Here is a 14905-nt window from a genome sequence, read left to right as displayed (position 1 = left end):
CCCGCAGCCCGTCGCAGCTATAGCAGACAAGCTCTTAGCAGAAATGACGACAAAGCTGGCGGATTTTCGAGGTGGTCGTTTTCGGCCCAATCAGCTATAGGCTGTAATTGGGATAAAAAAAATAATCGGTGGTTACCATCGAACAGCGGGTGGAAACGAAGGATCGGGTGGGCCTGGAGTCCGCCTCACCTCTGCTTGAGGTCGAGGACCTTCACGTCCAATTCCTTACGTCGCGCGGCATCGTCCGGGCGGTCGAGGGATTGAGCTTTCACGTCGATCCGGGAGAGATCGTCGCCATCGTCGGTGAGTCGGGATCCGGCAAGTCGGTCTCGGCCCTGTCGATCATGCGCCTGTTGCCGCGCCATACCGGCCGCATTCCGAAAGGCCGCGTGACCTTCAACGGCCGCGACCTGCTCAAATTGTCAGACGAGCAAATGCGCGAGATCCGCGGCCGCGATATCTCGATGATCTTCCAGGAACCGATGACCTCGCTCAATCCGATCCTGACGATCGGGATGCAGCTCACCGAGCCCCTGCTCATCCACATGGGCATGACGACCGAGCAGGCCCGTGCGCGGGCGATCGAACTGCTCGGTCTCGTCGGTATCCCCGACCCGGCGCGGCGACTCGAACAATATCCGCACCAGTTTTCCGGCGGCATGCGCCAGCGGGTGATGATCGCCATCGGTCTCGCCTGCAATCCGAAGCTGATCATCGCCGACGAGCCGACGACTGCGCTGGATGTGACGATCCAGGCGCAGATTCTCGAGCTGATGAAGAATCTGTCGCGTAAGCTGAACATTGCGCTGATCGTCATCACGCATAACCTCGGCGTGGTTGCGCGTTACGCCGACCGCGTCATCGTTATGTATTCCTCGCAGCTTGTGGAAGAGAACGACGCTGACGACGTATTTCATCGGCCGCGCCATCCCTATTCGATGGGCCTTCTGCGCTCGGTGCCGCGGCTTGATCGGCCGCGCGGTGCCAAGCTCGAAACCATCGAGGGCTTACCGCCGAATGCCGCAGCGCCGCCGCCCGGCTGCCGCTTCGCGCCGCGCTGTCCTTACAAAATCGCGATCTGCGAAACCGAACCTAGGCTTCTGCGCACCGATACCGGAGGGTTGTCGCGCTGTCATCGGCATGAGGAGATCGCTGAAGGCAAAATCGTCTGGACGGCGGCCGATCAGGCCCTGCAGACCAGCATTACCAAAACCGGCACTCCTCTCCTGTCGGTGCGCCATCTCACCAAGCATTTCGAAGTGCGCGGCGGCCTGCGCGCGGCGAGCGGTACCGTGCGTGCCGTGCAGGATGTCAGTTTCGATATTCTTCCCGGCGAAACGCTGGGTCTGGTCGGCGAATCCGGTTGCGGCAAAACCACAGTCGGCCGTCTGATCCTGCGGCTGGAAGATCCGACCGAAGGCGAACTGCGCTTCGAGGGACGCGATCTCACGACCGCGAGCGCCGCGGACATGAAGGCGGTCCGCCGCAAGATCCAGGTGATCTTCCAGGACCCGTACTCCTCGCTCAATCCGCGCATGACGGTCGGCCAGATCATCGGCGAGCCGTTGCATGTCTACAAGCTCGTGCCGAACCGCAAGGGTGAGAACGAGCGCGTGGCGCAATTGCTGGAGCAGGTCGGCCTGCGTCCCGAAATGGCGGCACGCTATCCGCACCAGTTGTCAGGCGGCCAGCGGCAGCGTGTCGGCATCGCCCGTGCTTTGGCGATGGAGCCATCCTTCATTGTCTGCGACGAAGCGGTGTCGGCACTCGACGTGTCGATCCAGGGGCAGATCATCAATCTTCTGGAAGACCTGCAGCGGCGGCTCGGCCTTGCCTATCTTTTCATCGCGCATGACCTCGCGGTCGTGCGGCATATTTCGATGCGCGTCGTCGTCATGTATTTCGGCCGCGTGATGGAGGTGGCCGACCGCGATGAAATCTATCGTAACCCGCTGCATCCTTACACGAAGGTGCTGCTCGACGCGGCGCCGATCCCCGATCCGACTGTCGAAAAGGGGCGTGAACCGCGGCTGATCAAGGGCGAGTTGCCGTCACATATGTCACCGCCGTCAGGCTGCGTCTTCAACACGCGCTGCCCGATCGCGAGCGACGAATGCCGGCAGGTCATTCCGCCGCTGGAGGAAAAGCGGCCAGGCCATTTCGCGGCATGCATCAAGGTTTAAGAGTTAAGCGGGGCGTCGACGACAACGATAACGACAAAAAATATACTCTAGGGAGAAATGAAGATGATAAGGAAGCTGGGGTTATGGGTTGCCGCACTTGCGGCTTTCGCATTCGCGGGCCACGCCGCGAATGCGCAAACGCCGAAACAGGGCGGCACGCTGAATTTCGCCATCAGCGCGGAGACGCCGCATTACGATCCGCATGGCAGCGACACCTATGCGACGCTGCATTTCTCGGCACCGTTCTACTCGACATTGCTTCGCTTCAACCTCGACAAGTTTCCGGAAGTCGAAGGCGATCTCGCGCAATCCTGGGAAGTCGCGCCCGACCTGATGACCTTCACGTTCAAGCTGCAGCCGAACGTGAAATTCCATGACGGCACGCCGCTGACCTCCGCCGACGTGAAAGCCACCTACGACCGGATGCGCAGCCCGCCGCAGGGCGTGGTGTCCACCCGCAAAGCCACTTTCGGTGATATCGGTTCGATCGAGACGCCCGATCCGCTCACCGTCGTCTTCAAGATGAAGAATGTGAATGCGGCGATGCTCGAACACTTCGCCTCGCCGTGGAACGTGATCTATTCGGCGAAGGATCTGGCTGCCGATCCGGCCGCGCCGCGCACCAAGATCAACGGCACCGGCCCCTTCATCTTCGTCGAACACGTGAAAGGCAGCCACGTCGCCGGCAAGAAAAACCCGGATTATTTCAAGAAGGGCCTGCCCTATCTCGACGGCTTCCGCGGCATCTTCACGCTGCAAGCAGCGGCGATGCTGAATGCCGTGCAGGGCGGACAGGTGATGGGCGAATTCCGCGGCATCTCGCCGGCGGAACGTGATCGGCTCGTCTCGGCGATGGGTGACAAGATCCGGATCGAGGAGTCGAGCTGGACCCTGAACCTGCTTGTCGTCTTCAACACCGAGAAGAAGCCGTTCGACGACGTGCGGGTCCGTAAGGCATTGCTGATGGCGATCGATCGCTGGGGCGGCAGCCAGGGCCTCTCGCGCATTTCGACTTTGCGGTCGGTCGGTGGCGTGATCCGTCCGGGCTCGCCGATGGCAACACCGGAAGCAGAACTCGTGAAGCTGCCGGGCTTCTCCAAAGACATCAAGAAATCGCGCGAGGAAGCCAAAAAGCTGCTGGCGGAAGCCGGCGTGCCAAACCTCAAACTGCAATTGTGGAACCGCAATCTCGCCATGCCCTATACACCGGCCGGCATTTTCCTCGTCGACCAGTGGCGGCAGATCGGGGTCGATGTCGAACACGTGCAGTCCGACACTGGCAAGTATCTCGCCACCATGTCGTCAGGCCAGTTCGATGTCGCGATCGACTTCTCCAACCTGTTCATGGATGACTCGAGCCTTGGCCTTGCCAAATATCTGTCGGTCACGCGCGCGCCGGAAAATCGCTCGCGTTCGAAGGACGCCGAACTCGACAAGATCTATGACGATCACATGCGCGAGCGCGACCCGGCAAAGCGCAAGGCGCTGATCCAGGCGTTCGAAAAGCGACTGTTCGAACAAGGGTATCAGCAACCGCTTCTGTGGTGGCACCGCATCGTGCCGACCCACAAGACGCTGATGGGCTGGAAGATGTCGCCCAGCCACAATCTCGGCGCCGATCTCGCCACGGTGTGGTTGCAACAATAAACAGGTCTCGTGTCCCGGACGCGGTGCGGCGCGAAGTGCTGCACCGCTGATCCGGGCCCCAAACATCAATAGGTCCCGGATCTGCAGCGAATCGTTTCACGCTGCACTGCGCCCGGGACACAAGAGTGAACCAATGCTCCGCTACACCATCAACCGCGTGCTTCTGACGATCCCGACACTACTCGGCGTGGCGGTGCTGGTCTTCTTCATGCTGCGCGTCGTTCCGGGCGACGTGGTCGAGATCAAGCTGCGCGGTGACGGCGGCAGCGTCTCGCAAGAAACCATCGATGCGGAACGCAAGCGGATGGGACTCGACAAGCCGCTCGCCACGCAATTCGCGGACTGGATGGTCGGCGTCGCGACGCTGAATTTCGGCAACTCGATGTGGACCGAGCGCCCGGTCACCGAGGAAATCCGCACACGATTTGAGCTGTCATTCCAGGTCGCGATCATGGCGACGATCATCGCGGTGCTGATCGCAATCCCGCTTGGCACGCTGGCGGCGCTCTATCGCGATACCTGGATCGATTACGTCGTCCGCATCGTTACCATCGGCGGGCTGTCGATCCCGTCCTTCTGGTTCGGCATGCTGATCATGCTGGCGCTGCTCTCTTTCTTTAACTGGCTGCCGCCGATCACCTTCACACCGATCTATGTTGATCCGGTCGCCAATCTGACGCAACTGATCTGGCCGGCGCTGGCGGTTGGCTATCGCTACTGCGCGGTGGTGGCACGCATGATCCGCTCCTCGCTCCTTGAAGTTCTGAACGAGGATTACATCCGCACAGCGCGCGCCAAGGGCGTCTACGAAAAGCTGGTGATCTCGCGCCACGCGCTGCGCAATGCGCTGCTGCCGGCCATTACCGTGATCGGACTTGAATTCACCTTCCTGATCGGCGGCCTCGTAGTGACCGAGCAGGTGTTCAATCTGAATGGCATCGGCCAGCTCTTCGTGCAGAGCATCTCGCGCAACGACTTCACGCTGATCCAGGGCATGGTGATGCTGATCGCCGCATTTTACGTCTTCGTCAATCTCGCGATCGACCTGCTTTACGCCGTGTTCGATCCGCGCATTCGCTACGGGTGATCGCGATGTCCGTTATCACGCCCGACGACATTGCCGCCGTTGCAACGCCTGTTGTCCGCAAGCCGCGCGGGGCGATTGCTGAATTCATCTATCAGCAGCCGCTTGGCGCAGTCAGTTTTGTCATTATCGTCGCGATGATGTTCGCCGGCATTTTCTGCGAATGGGTCGCGCCCTATGATCCGCTGGCGATCGACTTTGCCTCGATCCTTGCGCCGCCATCACTGGAGCACTGGTGCGGCACCGACGCGTTCGGCCGCGATATCTGCTCGCGGTTGATCTACGGCGCCCGCACGGCGCTGGTGATCGGTTTCTTCTCGTCCTTCATAGGCTCGACCCTGGGCGCGATGCTGGGCGTCGCGTCGGCCTATTTCGGCGGGCGGATCGACAACGTCATCCAACGCTTCATGGATATCCTGCTGGCGTTTCCGCTGATCGTGCTGGCGCTGGTGGTGGTCGCGGCATTGAAGCGCTTCGTGCTCGGCGGCGTCGACGTCAACCTGATTTTCGCCATCGCCATCCCGATTATCCCGCGTGTCGCCCGCGTCGTTCGCGCTGCCGCCTTATCGGTGCGGGTGATGCCCTATGTCGATGCAGCACGCGCGGCTGGCTATTCCAACAGCCGCATCATCTTCCGTCATATGTCGCCAAACGTGGTCGCGCCGTATCTGATCATGCTGACGGCGTTCATCGCACAGGCGATTCTGGCGGAAGCCTCGCTATCGTTCCTCGGGCTCGGCGTCGCCGAGCCAACCGCAGCCTGGGGCTTGATGCTGTCCGGCAATGCCGCCGATTTCTATCGCGAGGCGCCATGGATGATCCTGTTCCCGGGCGCCGCCATCTCGCTGGCGGTGTTCGCGTTCAATCTGTTCGGTGACAGTCTACGGGACTTCCTCGATCCGCGGTTCAAATCTTAGTCGCCGTTATTCGGGGACGGCCCAAAGGGCCAGACCCGGAATGACGAGATTTACCACGTCAGTGTTTTCGCGTTCTCGGCGAAGATGAAGCTCTGCGTATAGCCGGGCTTGCCAAGCTCAACGCCGGCCACAAGGTCCTCCATCCTCAATCCGAATTCCGACAGGCAGGGACCGCAGATCAGCACCTTGCCGCCGTCCTTGATAAAATCGGCCACGATGTCGCGGGGCACTCGCTGCATCGACGGTCTCTTTTCCTGCTCGCCGGCCTTCGTCGCAAGCTTCACTCCATCGAGGTTAAGAAAAATCGTGACCTGGTGGCCCTGCTTCATGGTGTTGTGCGCGAAATGCAGCCCCATCCAACCGCGCCATGTGTCGCCCGTGGTCATGTTGACGAACAGCGCAGGTTTGGCGGATGGGGTTTGCGCCACCGCCTCGAACATCCGATGAACCGGAATATTGGTTGCAGCGAAGCCGAGAGCAATTCCGAAAATCAACATGGCGACACGTGTCATCGCAGCATTCCCTTGCATCTAGGCCGATCAGTCCCTGAACAGCAAATCGCGAGTCAGCTCGTCAAGATGGCGGACTGCCTGCAATGCCGTTTGCAACCGCTGCCGCTCCTGCGCAGTAAGGCGCTTCACCGCGACTGCGTTGCTCGCCGGCTTGCCGGCGTTGATATCGGCGAGTTGCTGCGACAGGACGAAAGCCTGAAATGTCGCCTGAGCATCGATCAAAGCTTCGATGTCTTGATCGCCGCCGATACCAAGCGCCTGGATGCCGAGCAATCGCGCCGGCGTCGCGCGCTCCAGAATATGATGGCGAATCGCCAGCGCTCGCGCCATGGCGACAATACCGAACAGGCCGGTGTGTTTGAGATCGATGCGGCCTTTGTCTGTGCGAATACCGCCAAAGAAATTAAGGCCGCGCTCGACAGGCCCGGACGCTTCCACGAGCAGCTTAGCAAAGACCACGTTTCCGTCCGCGGCATCATAGGCGTAACGCCACAATGAGTCGGCGAGCGGAAGGTGTCCGTGCACACCCCGCATGTCGAAAAAGATATCAACGGCCAGCAAATCCTGCGGCCGCGAGCGGCCGATCCATTCACCCACCCGCGCCTGCCAGGTGGCGACCGAGCCGCGCCAATCCGCGTTGCTCGCCATCACGCCGCCCTTGCAATAGGACACGCCGACTTCATTCAGAATGTCGGCAACACGCGCCCCCAGCATCGCGAACCATTTGTCTTCGGCGCCGTCAGGCCGACCGGATTCGAAGATCAACGCATTATCCTGGTCCATCGCCAGTAGGCTTTCGCCACGGCCGGCGGAGCCGAGTACGGTCATCGCATAGGGGCATGGTGGCTCGCCCTCCCCGGCCTCCACCATGCGGCGTTCGGCAATCACCGTCGCCTGCCGCGTCAGCGCACCGAGCTCGCGCGAGATGATGGCCGCGACGTCGCGCGCGGCAATGCCTTCTGCCAATAGCGAAGCACAGACATGCGGAAGCTTTGCCCAGGCGGCGCCAAGCGCGTGCACATCGTCAGCCTCGTCGATCTCATCACCAAGCGAGACCGCCTCGCCGGCGCGTAACCGGAGAAGGTCGCGCGCCGACAACGCACCGACAAGACATCCGGCTTCATCGATAACACCAAGATGGCGAATTTTGAGCCGGCTCATGCGGCCGATGGCTCGATAGACAAACGCCTCAGTCGGAATGGTGGCGAGCGGACGGCTCATGAATTGTTCTACACCGAGCTTGAGCGCCCCTTCGCCATCGATCGCCATCGCACGCAAGATATCGCGTTCGGTGATAATGCCGGCGGCGAATGATGGAAGTTTCTCTTGCGCAGTGCCGGCCGGCGCGACGAACAGCGATGAGATGCGGCCGCCAATAAGTTGTCCAAGAGCATCCCCCAGCGAGCGGTCGGCAGCAATGATTTTGGGGGGTGACGACATCACATCGCGAACGCGGTGGCGATAAGGATAACTATCGACCCGGCTCAGCATCCGCTCGGTGGCGGCGCGATCCCCCGCGACATCGGGTGTCACCCAACCGGCCCGGTGTTGCCTGTCGAGCGACTTTGCCAGCCCGCGACACGCCTGTGATGCCTCGGCAAAGGTGCGGATGCTGCTTTCACGCAGCTTCGGCACCAGCGCCTGAAACAGGCGCGCGGTGATGAAGGCGTCGCCAAGCGCCGAATGACGATCGGTGATCTCTATATCAAACAACTCGGCGAGATCTTCGAGCGAGTAGCGGCGAAGGCGAGGATCGACGAGTTGGACAAGATGTTGGGTATCGAGTGTGCGCGGCATCCGCCAGGGCAGACCAGCGCGTTTGCATTCCTGCTGCAGCACCGCCAGATCGAATCCCAGGGTATGGCCGATGACGATGGCATCGCCGATGAAGGCCTGCAGTTTCGGCCACACGGCTGCAAAGTCCGGCGCATCCGCCACCTTCTGGTTGTCGATACCGTGAATCGCCGTGGAGAAAGCGGATATCGGTTCGCCCGGATTGATCAGGCGGTCGAACCTGTTCGATCCTTCAATACGGCCGCTTTCGATGCGGACGGCAGCCACCTCCAGAATGCGCGCCTTGCGCGGCTCCAGACTGGTGGTTTCGGTATCGATGACCACCGCATCGAGCGAAATCAGCGGCGTAGCGTTGGTAACCGCTGCCATCGTTCGCTCCCTTGCCGAGGATCAGACGTCGCCGAACGTTTGCCGGAGGTTCTGCAGGATCTGTGCCGCATCCATGCGCTTCAGCAATTCTTCCTGCACGGTGACAAGCTGCAACTGCATGAAGCTGCGTGCGGTCGGCGCGTCCGGGGTCAGGAAAGGTTTGTCGAACGGCATCATTGCAAAATAGCGTTCGGCGAACGGCTCCGGAATATCGATCACACGTTTTGGCGGATGCGTGCTGAGACGTTGCAGATGCAGCGCCAGATCGGCGCGCGCTTGTTCCCATTCGTCATCCGACACAGCGGCCGGCTTCGGATAGCGGTCGAATACCGACAGCACCAGTTTAATCAGCGGATCGAGTGTGGCGCGGCGATCTTCCATGGAATGGACCGCGAGCATTCCTTCGACCGTCTCGCCGACCATGGCAAGGCCCAGCGGATAAGCACGCCAGCGCGAGCGATCGAGCGCATTCTGAAAGCCTTTGTCCGTTAGCATCACTTTGGCGAAGTGGCCGGAGCGCGCCCGTGTGTAATCGTAGATGCCTTTCTGAACGAGAAAGGCCGATTGCTCATCGATGAAATCGCCGAGTTGGCCGACATCCTTGATCGGCGGCTTGCTACGGCGGAGAAAATCAAGAAGACCCATTCATCACCTGTCGCGCGATGCAATTTATTTGCAGTGCAGCGCACTTCTCGCAACTGCGAACGTTATTCGAAGTCGAAAGTCTAACAACTTCCGACAGTAAAAGCCGCCTTTTGGCCGAAAGTCTTATAAGGGCCCACCGCCGGACAGTGTTACTTTTCCATATCTTCTTCGCAGCTTGGCATAAAGACCGAGCACGAATGGCGGCAGCTTAGGGGGTGCCGCAAACCAGCCGGGCAACCGGCACCCCTTGCATATTCGTATCCGGATGCGCGCATCCGGTCATTCAAGAGGGAGGGCGAGCGGCCCATGTCACAGCAAACAACAGCGCATCAGACGTCTGCCAATGACGAAGCGCATTGGCGCAAGACGACCAATCTGATGTGGACGCATCTCGGGATCTGGTTCTTCTTTGGCTATGTGGTGCACATGTTCGCACCCGCCCTGAACAAGATCATCATCCTCGGCTTTCCGCTCGGCTTCTACATGGCCGCGCAAGGATCGCTGATCGCATTCGTGGTCCAGCTTTTCCTGTTCGCAAAGCAGCAGGACAAGATCGACCGTGAATTCGGCGTTGCCGAAGACGATTGAGGGAGGAAACAATCATGGCAACGCAAACGTCACGCGGCGGCGACGAGTTCATCAAGAACCTCGCAAAAATCTACGGTTTTTATACCGGCGGCTTCCTTGCATTCGTGATCCTTCTCGCAATCCTGGAGCAGGTGGGCGTACCGAACAGAATTCTGGGCTATCTGTTTGTGTTCTTCACGATCGTTGTTTACGGCGTGATCGGCGTTCTCTCCCGCACGGCACAGGTGTCCGAATATTACGTCGCCGGCCGGCGCGTTCCGGCCTTCTATAACGGCATGGCGACGGGCGCAGACTGGATGTCGGCGGCATCGTTCGTCGGCATGGCCGGCACGCTGTTCCTGCTCGGTTATGACGGCCTGGCCTGGGTGCTCGGTTGGACCGGCGGCTACGTGCTTGTATCCGTGCTGGTCGGGCCGTACTTGCGCAAATTTGGTGCCTACACCGTTCCCGATTTCATGTCGTTCCGGTTCGGCGGCAACTTCGCGCGCTTCCTGGCGGTGATCGTGCTGGTCGCCTGCTCTTTCACCTATGTGACGGCGCAGATTTACGGCACCGGCATCATTGCCTCACGCTTCCTTGGCATGCCGTTCGAAGTGGCGGTGTTCGTCGGCCTTGCCGGCATCCTGCTCTGCTCGATGCTGGGTGGCATGCGCGCGGTGACCTGGACGCAGATCGCGCAATATATCGTGCTGATCGTCGCCTACCTGACGCCGATCGTTATCCTTTCAACAAAGAATTACGGCCTTCCGATCCCGGAACTCACCTACGGGCAGGCGATTGCGGACATCACCGCCCGCGAAGGCCAAATGATCAAGGAAGGTCTGGCAACCGCGGCCAATCTCAAGCCGCATATCCAGCCGTGGATCAACTACACACCGCTGAACTTCTTTGCGATCATCTTCTGCATGATGGTGGGCACGGCCTCGCTGCCGCACATTCTGATGCGCTACTTCACGACACCGTCGGTGCGTGAGGCGCGCAAGTCTGTGGCCTGGTCGCTGTTTTTCATTTTCCTCCTGTACTTCTCGGCGCCAGCCTATGCGGCGTTCTCGAAGCTGGAGGTCTATACCAACATCATCGGCCGCAGCATTGAAGATATCCGGCCGTGGATGTTCACCTGGGGCGAACTCGGGCTGATCAAGGTTTGCGGAAAGGATGCCGCAAGTCTTCAGACTGTGATCGATGCCTGTAAGGCTGTAGGCACGAACGTCGTCCGTCTGCAGGACTTCTCGATCAACACAGACGTGATCGTGCTCTCCACACCGGAAATCGCGGGTCTCCCCTATGTGATTTCCGGTCTGGTCGCGGCCGGCGGCCTCGCCGCTGCGCTCTCGACCGCCGATGGCTTGCTGCTCGCCATCGCCAACGCGCTGTCGCACGACATCTACTACAAGATGATCGATCCGAACGCGCCGACGGTGCGGCGTCTGATGGTCGCCCGTATCCTGCTGCTGATGGTGGCTGTCGCCGCGGCCTGGACTGCGTCGACACGACCAGCGGACATCCTTGCGATGGTCGGCTGGGCGTTCTCGCTCGCCATGGCCGGTAACTTCCCGGCACTGGTGATGGGTATCTGGTGGAAACGCGCGACGACAGCCGGCGCCATTGCCGGTATCATCGGCGGCTTCGGTATCGCCATATTCTATCTGGTGTGCACCCGCTACTTCCCAGGCTATGGCGTGTCATATTTCGGGATGTCCTCCCTGCCCAGCCCGGCCGGCACTCCGCTGGTCGATCTGGCCAAGGCGATGGCGGCTCCGAATGCGATGGAGACCTGGGTTGCGGCAAGCCATCCCATGGCCAGCAAGGTTGGCTGGTTTGGCATCAACAACATTGCTGCGGGTCTGATCGGCATGCCTGTCGGCTTCCTGCTGATCTATGTTGTCAGCTTGATGGGTAAGGAACCGTCGAGGGAAATGCAGGCATTCGTGGACTCCATCCGCAAACCGCGCGGCGGCACGATCCTGCAGGAAAAAGAATAAGTCCAAGAAACGGCGTCAAACAAAGCGGGGTCCCAAGTCACTTGGGACCCCGCAATTTTTTCCAACACTACGCAACAGGTTTGCGTTACATCACCTCTCTGCCTCGCCGGAGATTGTCAGCGTGCAAACGGCCTCGTTCTGGAGTCTTTGGTATTTCCATGTGCCGAATTTCATTCTGGCCGTGGTGATGTACACCATGCTGGGTCGCGCTCTGCTCGGCCTGTTCGTCGAACACGATTCCACGAATTATATCTGGCGAGGATTCTGCGCGATCACCGATCCGTTCCTCAAGGTCTTCGCACTGGTGACGCCAAAAGCGACGGCGCCGGTTGTGCAATGGCTGTTTGGTTTCGTGTGGTTGTTCTGGCTGCGCGTTCTCTTGCTGGTCGTTTTCTTTTCGCTCGGTATTCTGCGTGTGGGTGCAGCATGAACGAGCGCAGTTTTTACTACATCGGCATCGCATTTTTCGGAATGATCAACGGGATCTTCAATCCGCTATTCTTCTTTGTCTTCCAGATATCGGTTTACCTGATGGCTGAACCGCTGTTTGGCAGCACCGCGGCCATCGCCTATTTTTCCTCGTTGATGCTGTCGACCGGCACTGTGATTCTGGGCGGGATACCAGCCGCACTCTACGAGCGCTTCATTGGCGCGAAGAATGATTCGACGGTCACCTCGCTGTGGATCTGGCTGGCCGGCACGGCGATCCTGACCCTGCCGGCGATCGGCAATTTCCTCGCGATCGGCCTCTAGTGTCCTGAATCCGAAGTTCGCCTCATTTTGCAGCGCGCTCCCTGGCGAACTTCGGATTCAAAAGGACACTAGGAACCTATAATTCTAGTGTGGTTTTGGTTCGCAAGTCCGCAAAAGAACGCGCTGCAGAAATGATGCAGACTTGCGAACCACCACACTAGATCACGATGATTTTGGATCGAATCGATCCCAAATCATAAACGTGATCGATTCTAATACGTTAGAGCATGATGTCGTCCGAAAGCCGCTTCGCACTTTTCGGCGTCATGCTCTGACGCGGCCAACGCCGTCGCAGGCCACTCCGTCACAGGCCTTGCCCGACGTTTTCCTGCCGCTTTTCGGAACCAGCCTCCAACGGCTGCGTTAGGACAGCGCTTTCCGGATCTTTGCGTCCGGCATGGCATTTGCATCCGTTTCGGGTGCATCCAGCGCAAAAATTAAAGTCGAGCAATTCCGGAGAGGAAATTTTCAAAGGAGCAGGTGTCCACTCGATAAGGAGGCCCGCATGGATACATTCCGCCGGTTCGCATTCTTCACCGTGGCGCGGGATGCCAGCTTTTCGGCTTTGGCGGCCGGCATCTTGATGGTCGCGTACAGCTTCGACCTGTCACTGGCGTTTGTCATCGGCGCTTCAGTGGCCATGTTCTTCACCGCCGTCATGCTGATCCGCGCGCTTTTCCTGACCGAGGATCGCATTGTCGCAACCGAACCCTGGCTGGTGATGCAGCCGGAAGAACGTCCGGTCGGGGATGAGGGGCGGGCTCATGCCCGCCAGCAACTGGAAACAATGCTTTTGACCGGCGCCAAGAGCGCGGCGGGCGTCGCATCCATCCTGTTCGGATTGGGCCTGCTGACATCCTGGGCCTAGCGACTGAACAACTACACCGGTTCGTGACCGAACCGGACCAGCGGCGTTTGCTACAGTTGAATCGTTGAGGGCCAAAACCGGGGCGATCATGGAGCATATGCGCCGCATTGCGTATGAGACTGTCCTGCGCGCCTGCGGCTTCGCCTCGCTTGGCATCTTCTGCGTCATGGTCGGCATGTCTTTCGATCCCAGGCTGGCCTTTCAGGCTGGCGGATTTCTCACCATGATGATGGCTTTCATTCTGATCCTGAAGGCGCGCGAAGCGCTGACCAAGGATTATCGCCGCACCGAGATGTGGCTTTATATCGATAAGGATTTCCGTCCGCCGGAAGCCTATGCGCAATGGGCCAGTTCGACGGTCTTGCGCGACGTCTATCTCACCTTTGCGATGTGGACGTCATTGATCTCGGTGACGATGTGGACGCTTGCGTTTCTATTCTCGCTCGCCGGCACGCGTTCAACGCTCGCCGGCGAGGAGGCACCACCTCCCCGCCCCGCTGTTGCGGCCAAAATCGAGCCCGTCAGTGCTTCGGTGACATCCGCCGAGCCGCGGCGCCCCCCGCCGTCGATCAGCTATCAGGTGTTTCGCTGAGCGAAATTTCCACGATGCGTTTCGAAGGCGAGGACGGCAGCATCCTTCGAGACGCGGGTTTCGCCCGCTCCTCGGGATGAGGCCAAAGAACTAAAACCGCGCTGAAATCCCGACGAACGGATTGATCTTGTCCGCCGCACGCGTGACGCCGAAATTCACACCGCCATCGAGCTGCACGTTCCTGCTCAGTTTGTAAGTTACCCCGGTGGCCAGAATGCCGATATCGCCACGGGGATCGCGTGTGCCGAAGCGTCCGGCCACCTCGTAATAAGTGCTCAAATTCTCGGTCCAATCATAGGACACCGCGGCCGAGGACAACCATTCGGTATGCGTGCCGGACGCATCGTCGTTGCGGACAATATGAAAGCCGCCATTCAGGCCGAGCGACCATTTCTCCGACAGCTTCATTGCGAAGGGCAATATGAAGCCACCTTCGACGCCTGTCGGGCCGATGCCGTTATTGCGGTCGGTCGGCAGCGTAATGAAGGGCAGAAGGCCCAACGCGGTTGCGCCCGGCTTCTCGAATGTGTCGTTACCCCAGAGGTTGATCTTCATGCGCAGATCGACGCCGCCAAGACCGGAGCTGCGGGTCGCCAGCACCGGATCGAGCGGCTTGGTGCGGACGACGCCATATGGCGCGACCACGACATTCAATTCCGTGGAGTTCGTCAGGCCGATGCGGATATTCGTGGTGGCGTAGTCGTAGGATTTCGAGATCGTGCCGTCCTGGTCCGCCCGCGAACGCGTATAGCCGAAAATATTGGTCTCGAACTGCACATGGCCCGCATCCACAGTGAACGGGCTTTCGGTCATGTCGGGGCGATCCGTCGTGAGATCGCGCATGAGGTTTTCGGGCGTCGGATTGAACAGCCAGTAGCGGCTCTTGTCGGACGCGTTGTCCTCCGGCTCGGCTGCCAGTGCCGGAACCGCCCCGAACGCCAGAATCATCACGCCCGCCAACAGGCTTCGAC

14 protein-coding genes are annotated in these 14905 nt (G+C 59.8%); 10 read left to right on the top strand and 4 right to left on the bottom strand.

Annotated features, from left to right (window positions below):
• Positions 1–128: 128 nt before the first annotated feature.
• The 4 genes from CAK95_RS30200 to CAK95_RS13665 all read left to right on the top strand — a co-directional run bounded on the left by CAK95_RS30200 (position 129) and on the right by CAK95_RS13665 (position 5831).
• The gene (locus CAK95_RS30200) at positions 129–2183 is read left to right on the top strand and encodes an ABC transporter ATP-binding protein (RefSeq protein WP_280949876.1); all 2055 of its coding nucleotides are present in this window, start codon (positions 129–131) and stop codon (positions 2181–2183) included.
• A 63-nt stretch (positions 2184–2246) separates the two neighbouring features.
• Complete coding sequence (locus CAK95_RS13675) at positions 2247–3830, top strand: ABC transporter substrate-binding protein (protein WP_086091403.1); 1584 nt, start codon at positions 2247–2249, stop codon at positions 3828–3830.
• 133 nt (positions 3831–3963) lie between these two features.
• Entirely contained in the window at positions 3964–4917 is a 954-nt protein-coding gene (locus tag CAK95_RS13670; RefSeq protein ID WP_086088414.1) for an ABC transporter permease, read from the top strand.
• A gap of 5 nt (positions 4918–4922) precedes the next feature.
• A complete protein-coding gene (locus CAK95_RS13665; RefSeq protein ID WP_086091402.1) occupies positions 4923–5831 on the top strand; it encodes an ABC transporter permease in 909 nt (302 codons plus the stop codon).
• A gap of 50 nt (positions 5832–5881) precedes the next feature.
• On the opposite strand, the gene CAK95_RS13660 is transcribed toward CAK95_RS13665, so the two are convergent.
• Genes CAK95_RS13660 through CAK95_RS13650 form a run of 3 tightly spaced genes read right to left on the bottom strand, consistent with a single transcriptional unit; the run spans position 5882 to position 9151 of the window.
• Positions 5882–6343: a DsrE family protein gene (locus CAK95_RS13660; protein ID WP_157699620.1), complete on the bottom strand. Its 462-nt coding sequence runs from the start codon at positions 6341–6343 to the stop codon at positions 5882–5884.
• A gap of 27 nt (positions 6344–6370) precedes the next feature.
• Complete coding sequence (locus CAK95_RS13655; RefSeq protein ID WP_086088412.1) at positions 6371–8506, bottom strand: DUF294 nucleotidyltransferase-like domain-containing protein; 2136 nt, start codon at positions 8504–8506, stop codon at positions 6371–6373.
• Positions 8507–8527: 21 nt separating this feature from the next.
• Complete coding sequence (locus tag CAK95_RS13650; RefSeq protein WP_086088411.1) at positions 8528–9151, bottom strand: hypothetical protein; 624 nt, start codon at positions 9149–9151, stop codon at positions 8528–8530.
• Between the two features lie 306 nt (positions 9152–9457).
• On the opposite strand from CAK95_RS13650, the gene CAK95_RS13645 reads away from it, so the two are divergent.
• From CAK95_RS13645 to CAK95_RS13620, 6 genes are all read left to right on the top strand, one after another.
• Positions 9458–9739 carry a DUF4212 domain-containing protein gene (locus tag CAK95_RS13645; protein WP_086088410.1) on the top strand — a complete coding sequence of 94 codons (282 nt, stop codon included), beginning with the start codon at positions 9458–9460 and terminating at the stop codon, positions 9737–9739.
• Positions 9740–9753: 14 nt separating this feature from the next.
• Positions 9754–11721, top strand: coding sequence for a sodium:solute symporter family protein (locus CAK95_RS13640; RefSeq protein WP_086088409.1), 1968 nt, complete (start codon positions 9754–9756; stop codon positions 11719–11721).
• Positions 11722–11842: 121 nt separating this feature from the next.
• The gene (locus CAK95_RS13635) at positions 11843–12151 is read left to right on the top strand and encodes a hypothetical protein (protein ID WP_086088408.1); all 309 of its coding nucleotides are present in this window, start codon (positions 11843–11845) and stop codon (positions 12149–12151) included.
• Positions 12148–12474 carry a hypothetical protein gene (locus CAK95_RS13630; protein WP_086088407.1) on the top strand — a complete coding sequence of 109 codons (327 nt, stop codon included), beginning with the start codon at positions 12148–12150 and terminating at the stop codon, positions 12472–12474. Before CAK95_RS13635 ends, CAK95_RS13630 begins: the two co-directional genes overlap by 4 nt.
• A gap of 505 nt (positions 12475–12979) precedes the next feature.
• Positions 12980–13342, top strand: coding sequence for a hypothetical protein (locus CAK95_RS13625; RefSeq protein ID WP_086088406.1), 363 nt, complete (start codon positions 12980–12982; stop codon positions 13340–13342).
• Positions 13343–13430: 88 nt separating this feature from the next.
• On the top strand, positions 13431–13934 hold the full coding sequence (locus CAK95_RS13620) for a hypothetical protein (RefSeq protein ID WP_086088405.1): 504 nt from the start codon (positions 13431–13433) through the stop codon (positions 13932–13934).
• Between the two features lie 90 nt (positions 13935–14024).
• On the opposite strand, the gene CAK95_RS13615 is transcribed toward CAK95_RS13620, so the two are convergent.
• Positions 14025–14882 (bottom strand): transporter, encoded by an 858-nt coding sequence (locus tag CAK95_RS13615; protein ID WP_157699619.1) that lies wholly within the window; start codon positions 14880–14882, stop codon positions 14025–14027.
• Positions 14883–14905: the final 23 nt, after the last annotated feature.

The sequence above is a fragment of the Pseudorhodoplanes sinuspersici genome, from assembly GCF_002119765.1.
In the GTDB taxonomy this organism is placed as follows: domain Bacteria; phylum Pseudomonadota; class Alphaproteobacteria; order Rhizobiales; family Xanthobacteraceae; genus Pseudorhodoplanes; species Pseudorhodoplanes sinuspersici.
The sequence above is the reverse complement of the archived record's forward strand: the minus strand, read 5'-3'. Positions and strand labels throughout refer to the sequence as shown.

Excerpts from the sequence above, each read along its gene's own strand:
- CAK95_RS13650 (WP_086088411.1), bottom strand. The coding sequence starts at position 9,151 with ATGGGTCTTCTTGATTTTCTCCGCCGTAGCAAGCCGCCGATCAAGGAT.
- CAK95_RS13645 (WP_086088410.1), top strand. The coding sequence starts at position 9,458 with ATGTCACAGCAAACAACAGCGCATCAGACGTCTGCCAATGACGAAGCG.
- CAK95_RS13670 (WP_086088414.1), top strand. The coding sequence starts at position 3,964 with ATGCTCCGCTACACCATCAACCGCGTGCTTCTGACGATCCCGACACTA.
- CAK95_RS13620 (WP_086088405.1), top strand. The coding sequence starts at position 13,431 with ATGGAGCATATGCGCCGCATTGCGTATGAGACTGTCCTGCGCGCCTGC.
- CAK95_RS13640 (WP_086088409.1), top strand. The coding sequence starts at position 9,754 with ATGGCAACGCAAACGTCACGCGGCGGCGACGAGTTCATCAAGAACCTC.
- CAK95_RS13625 (WP_086088406.1), top strand. The coding sequence starts at position 12,980 with ATGGATACATTCCGCCGGTTCGCATTCTTCACCGTGGCGCGGGATGCC.
- CAK95_RS13615 (WP_157699619.1), bottom strand. The coding sequence starts at position 14,882 with ATGATTCTGGCGTTCGGGGCGGTTCCGGCACTGGCAGCCGAGCCGGAG.
- CAK95_RS13630 (WP_086088407.1), top strand. The coding sequence starts at position 12,148 with ATGAACGAGCGCAGTTTTTACTACATCGGCATCGCATTTTTCGGAATG.
- CAK95_RS13655 (WP_086088412.1), bottom strand. The coding sequence starts at position 8,506 with ATGGCAGCGGTTACCAACGCTACGCCGCTGATTTCGCTCGATGCGGTG.
- CAK95_RS13665 (WP_086091402.1), top strand. The coding sequence starts at position 4,923 with ATGTCCGTTATCACGCCCGACGACATTGCCGCCGTTGCAACGCCTGTT.
- CAK95_RS13660 (WP_157699620.1), bottom strand. The coding sequence starts at position 6,343 with ATGACACGTGTCGCCATGTTGATTTTCGGAATTGCTCTCGGCTTCGCT.
- CAK95_RS13675 (WP_086091403.1), top strand. The coding sequence starts at position 2,247 with ATGATAAGGAAGCTGGGGTTATGGGTTGCCGCACTTGCGGCTTTCGCA.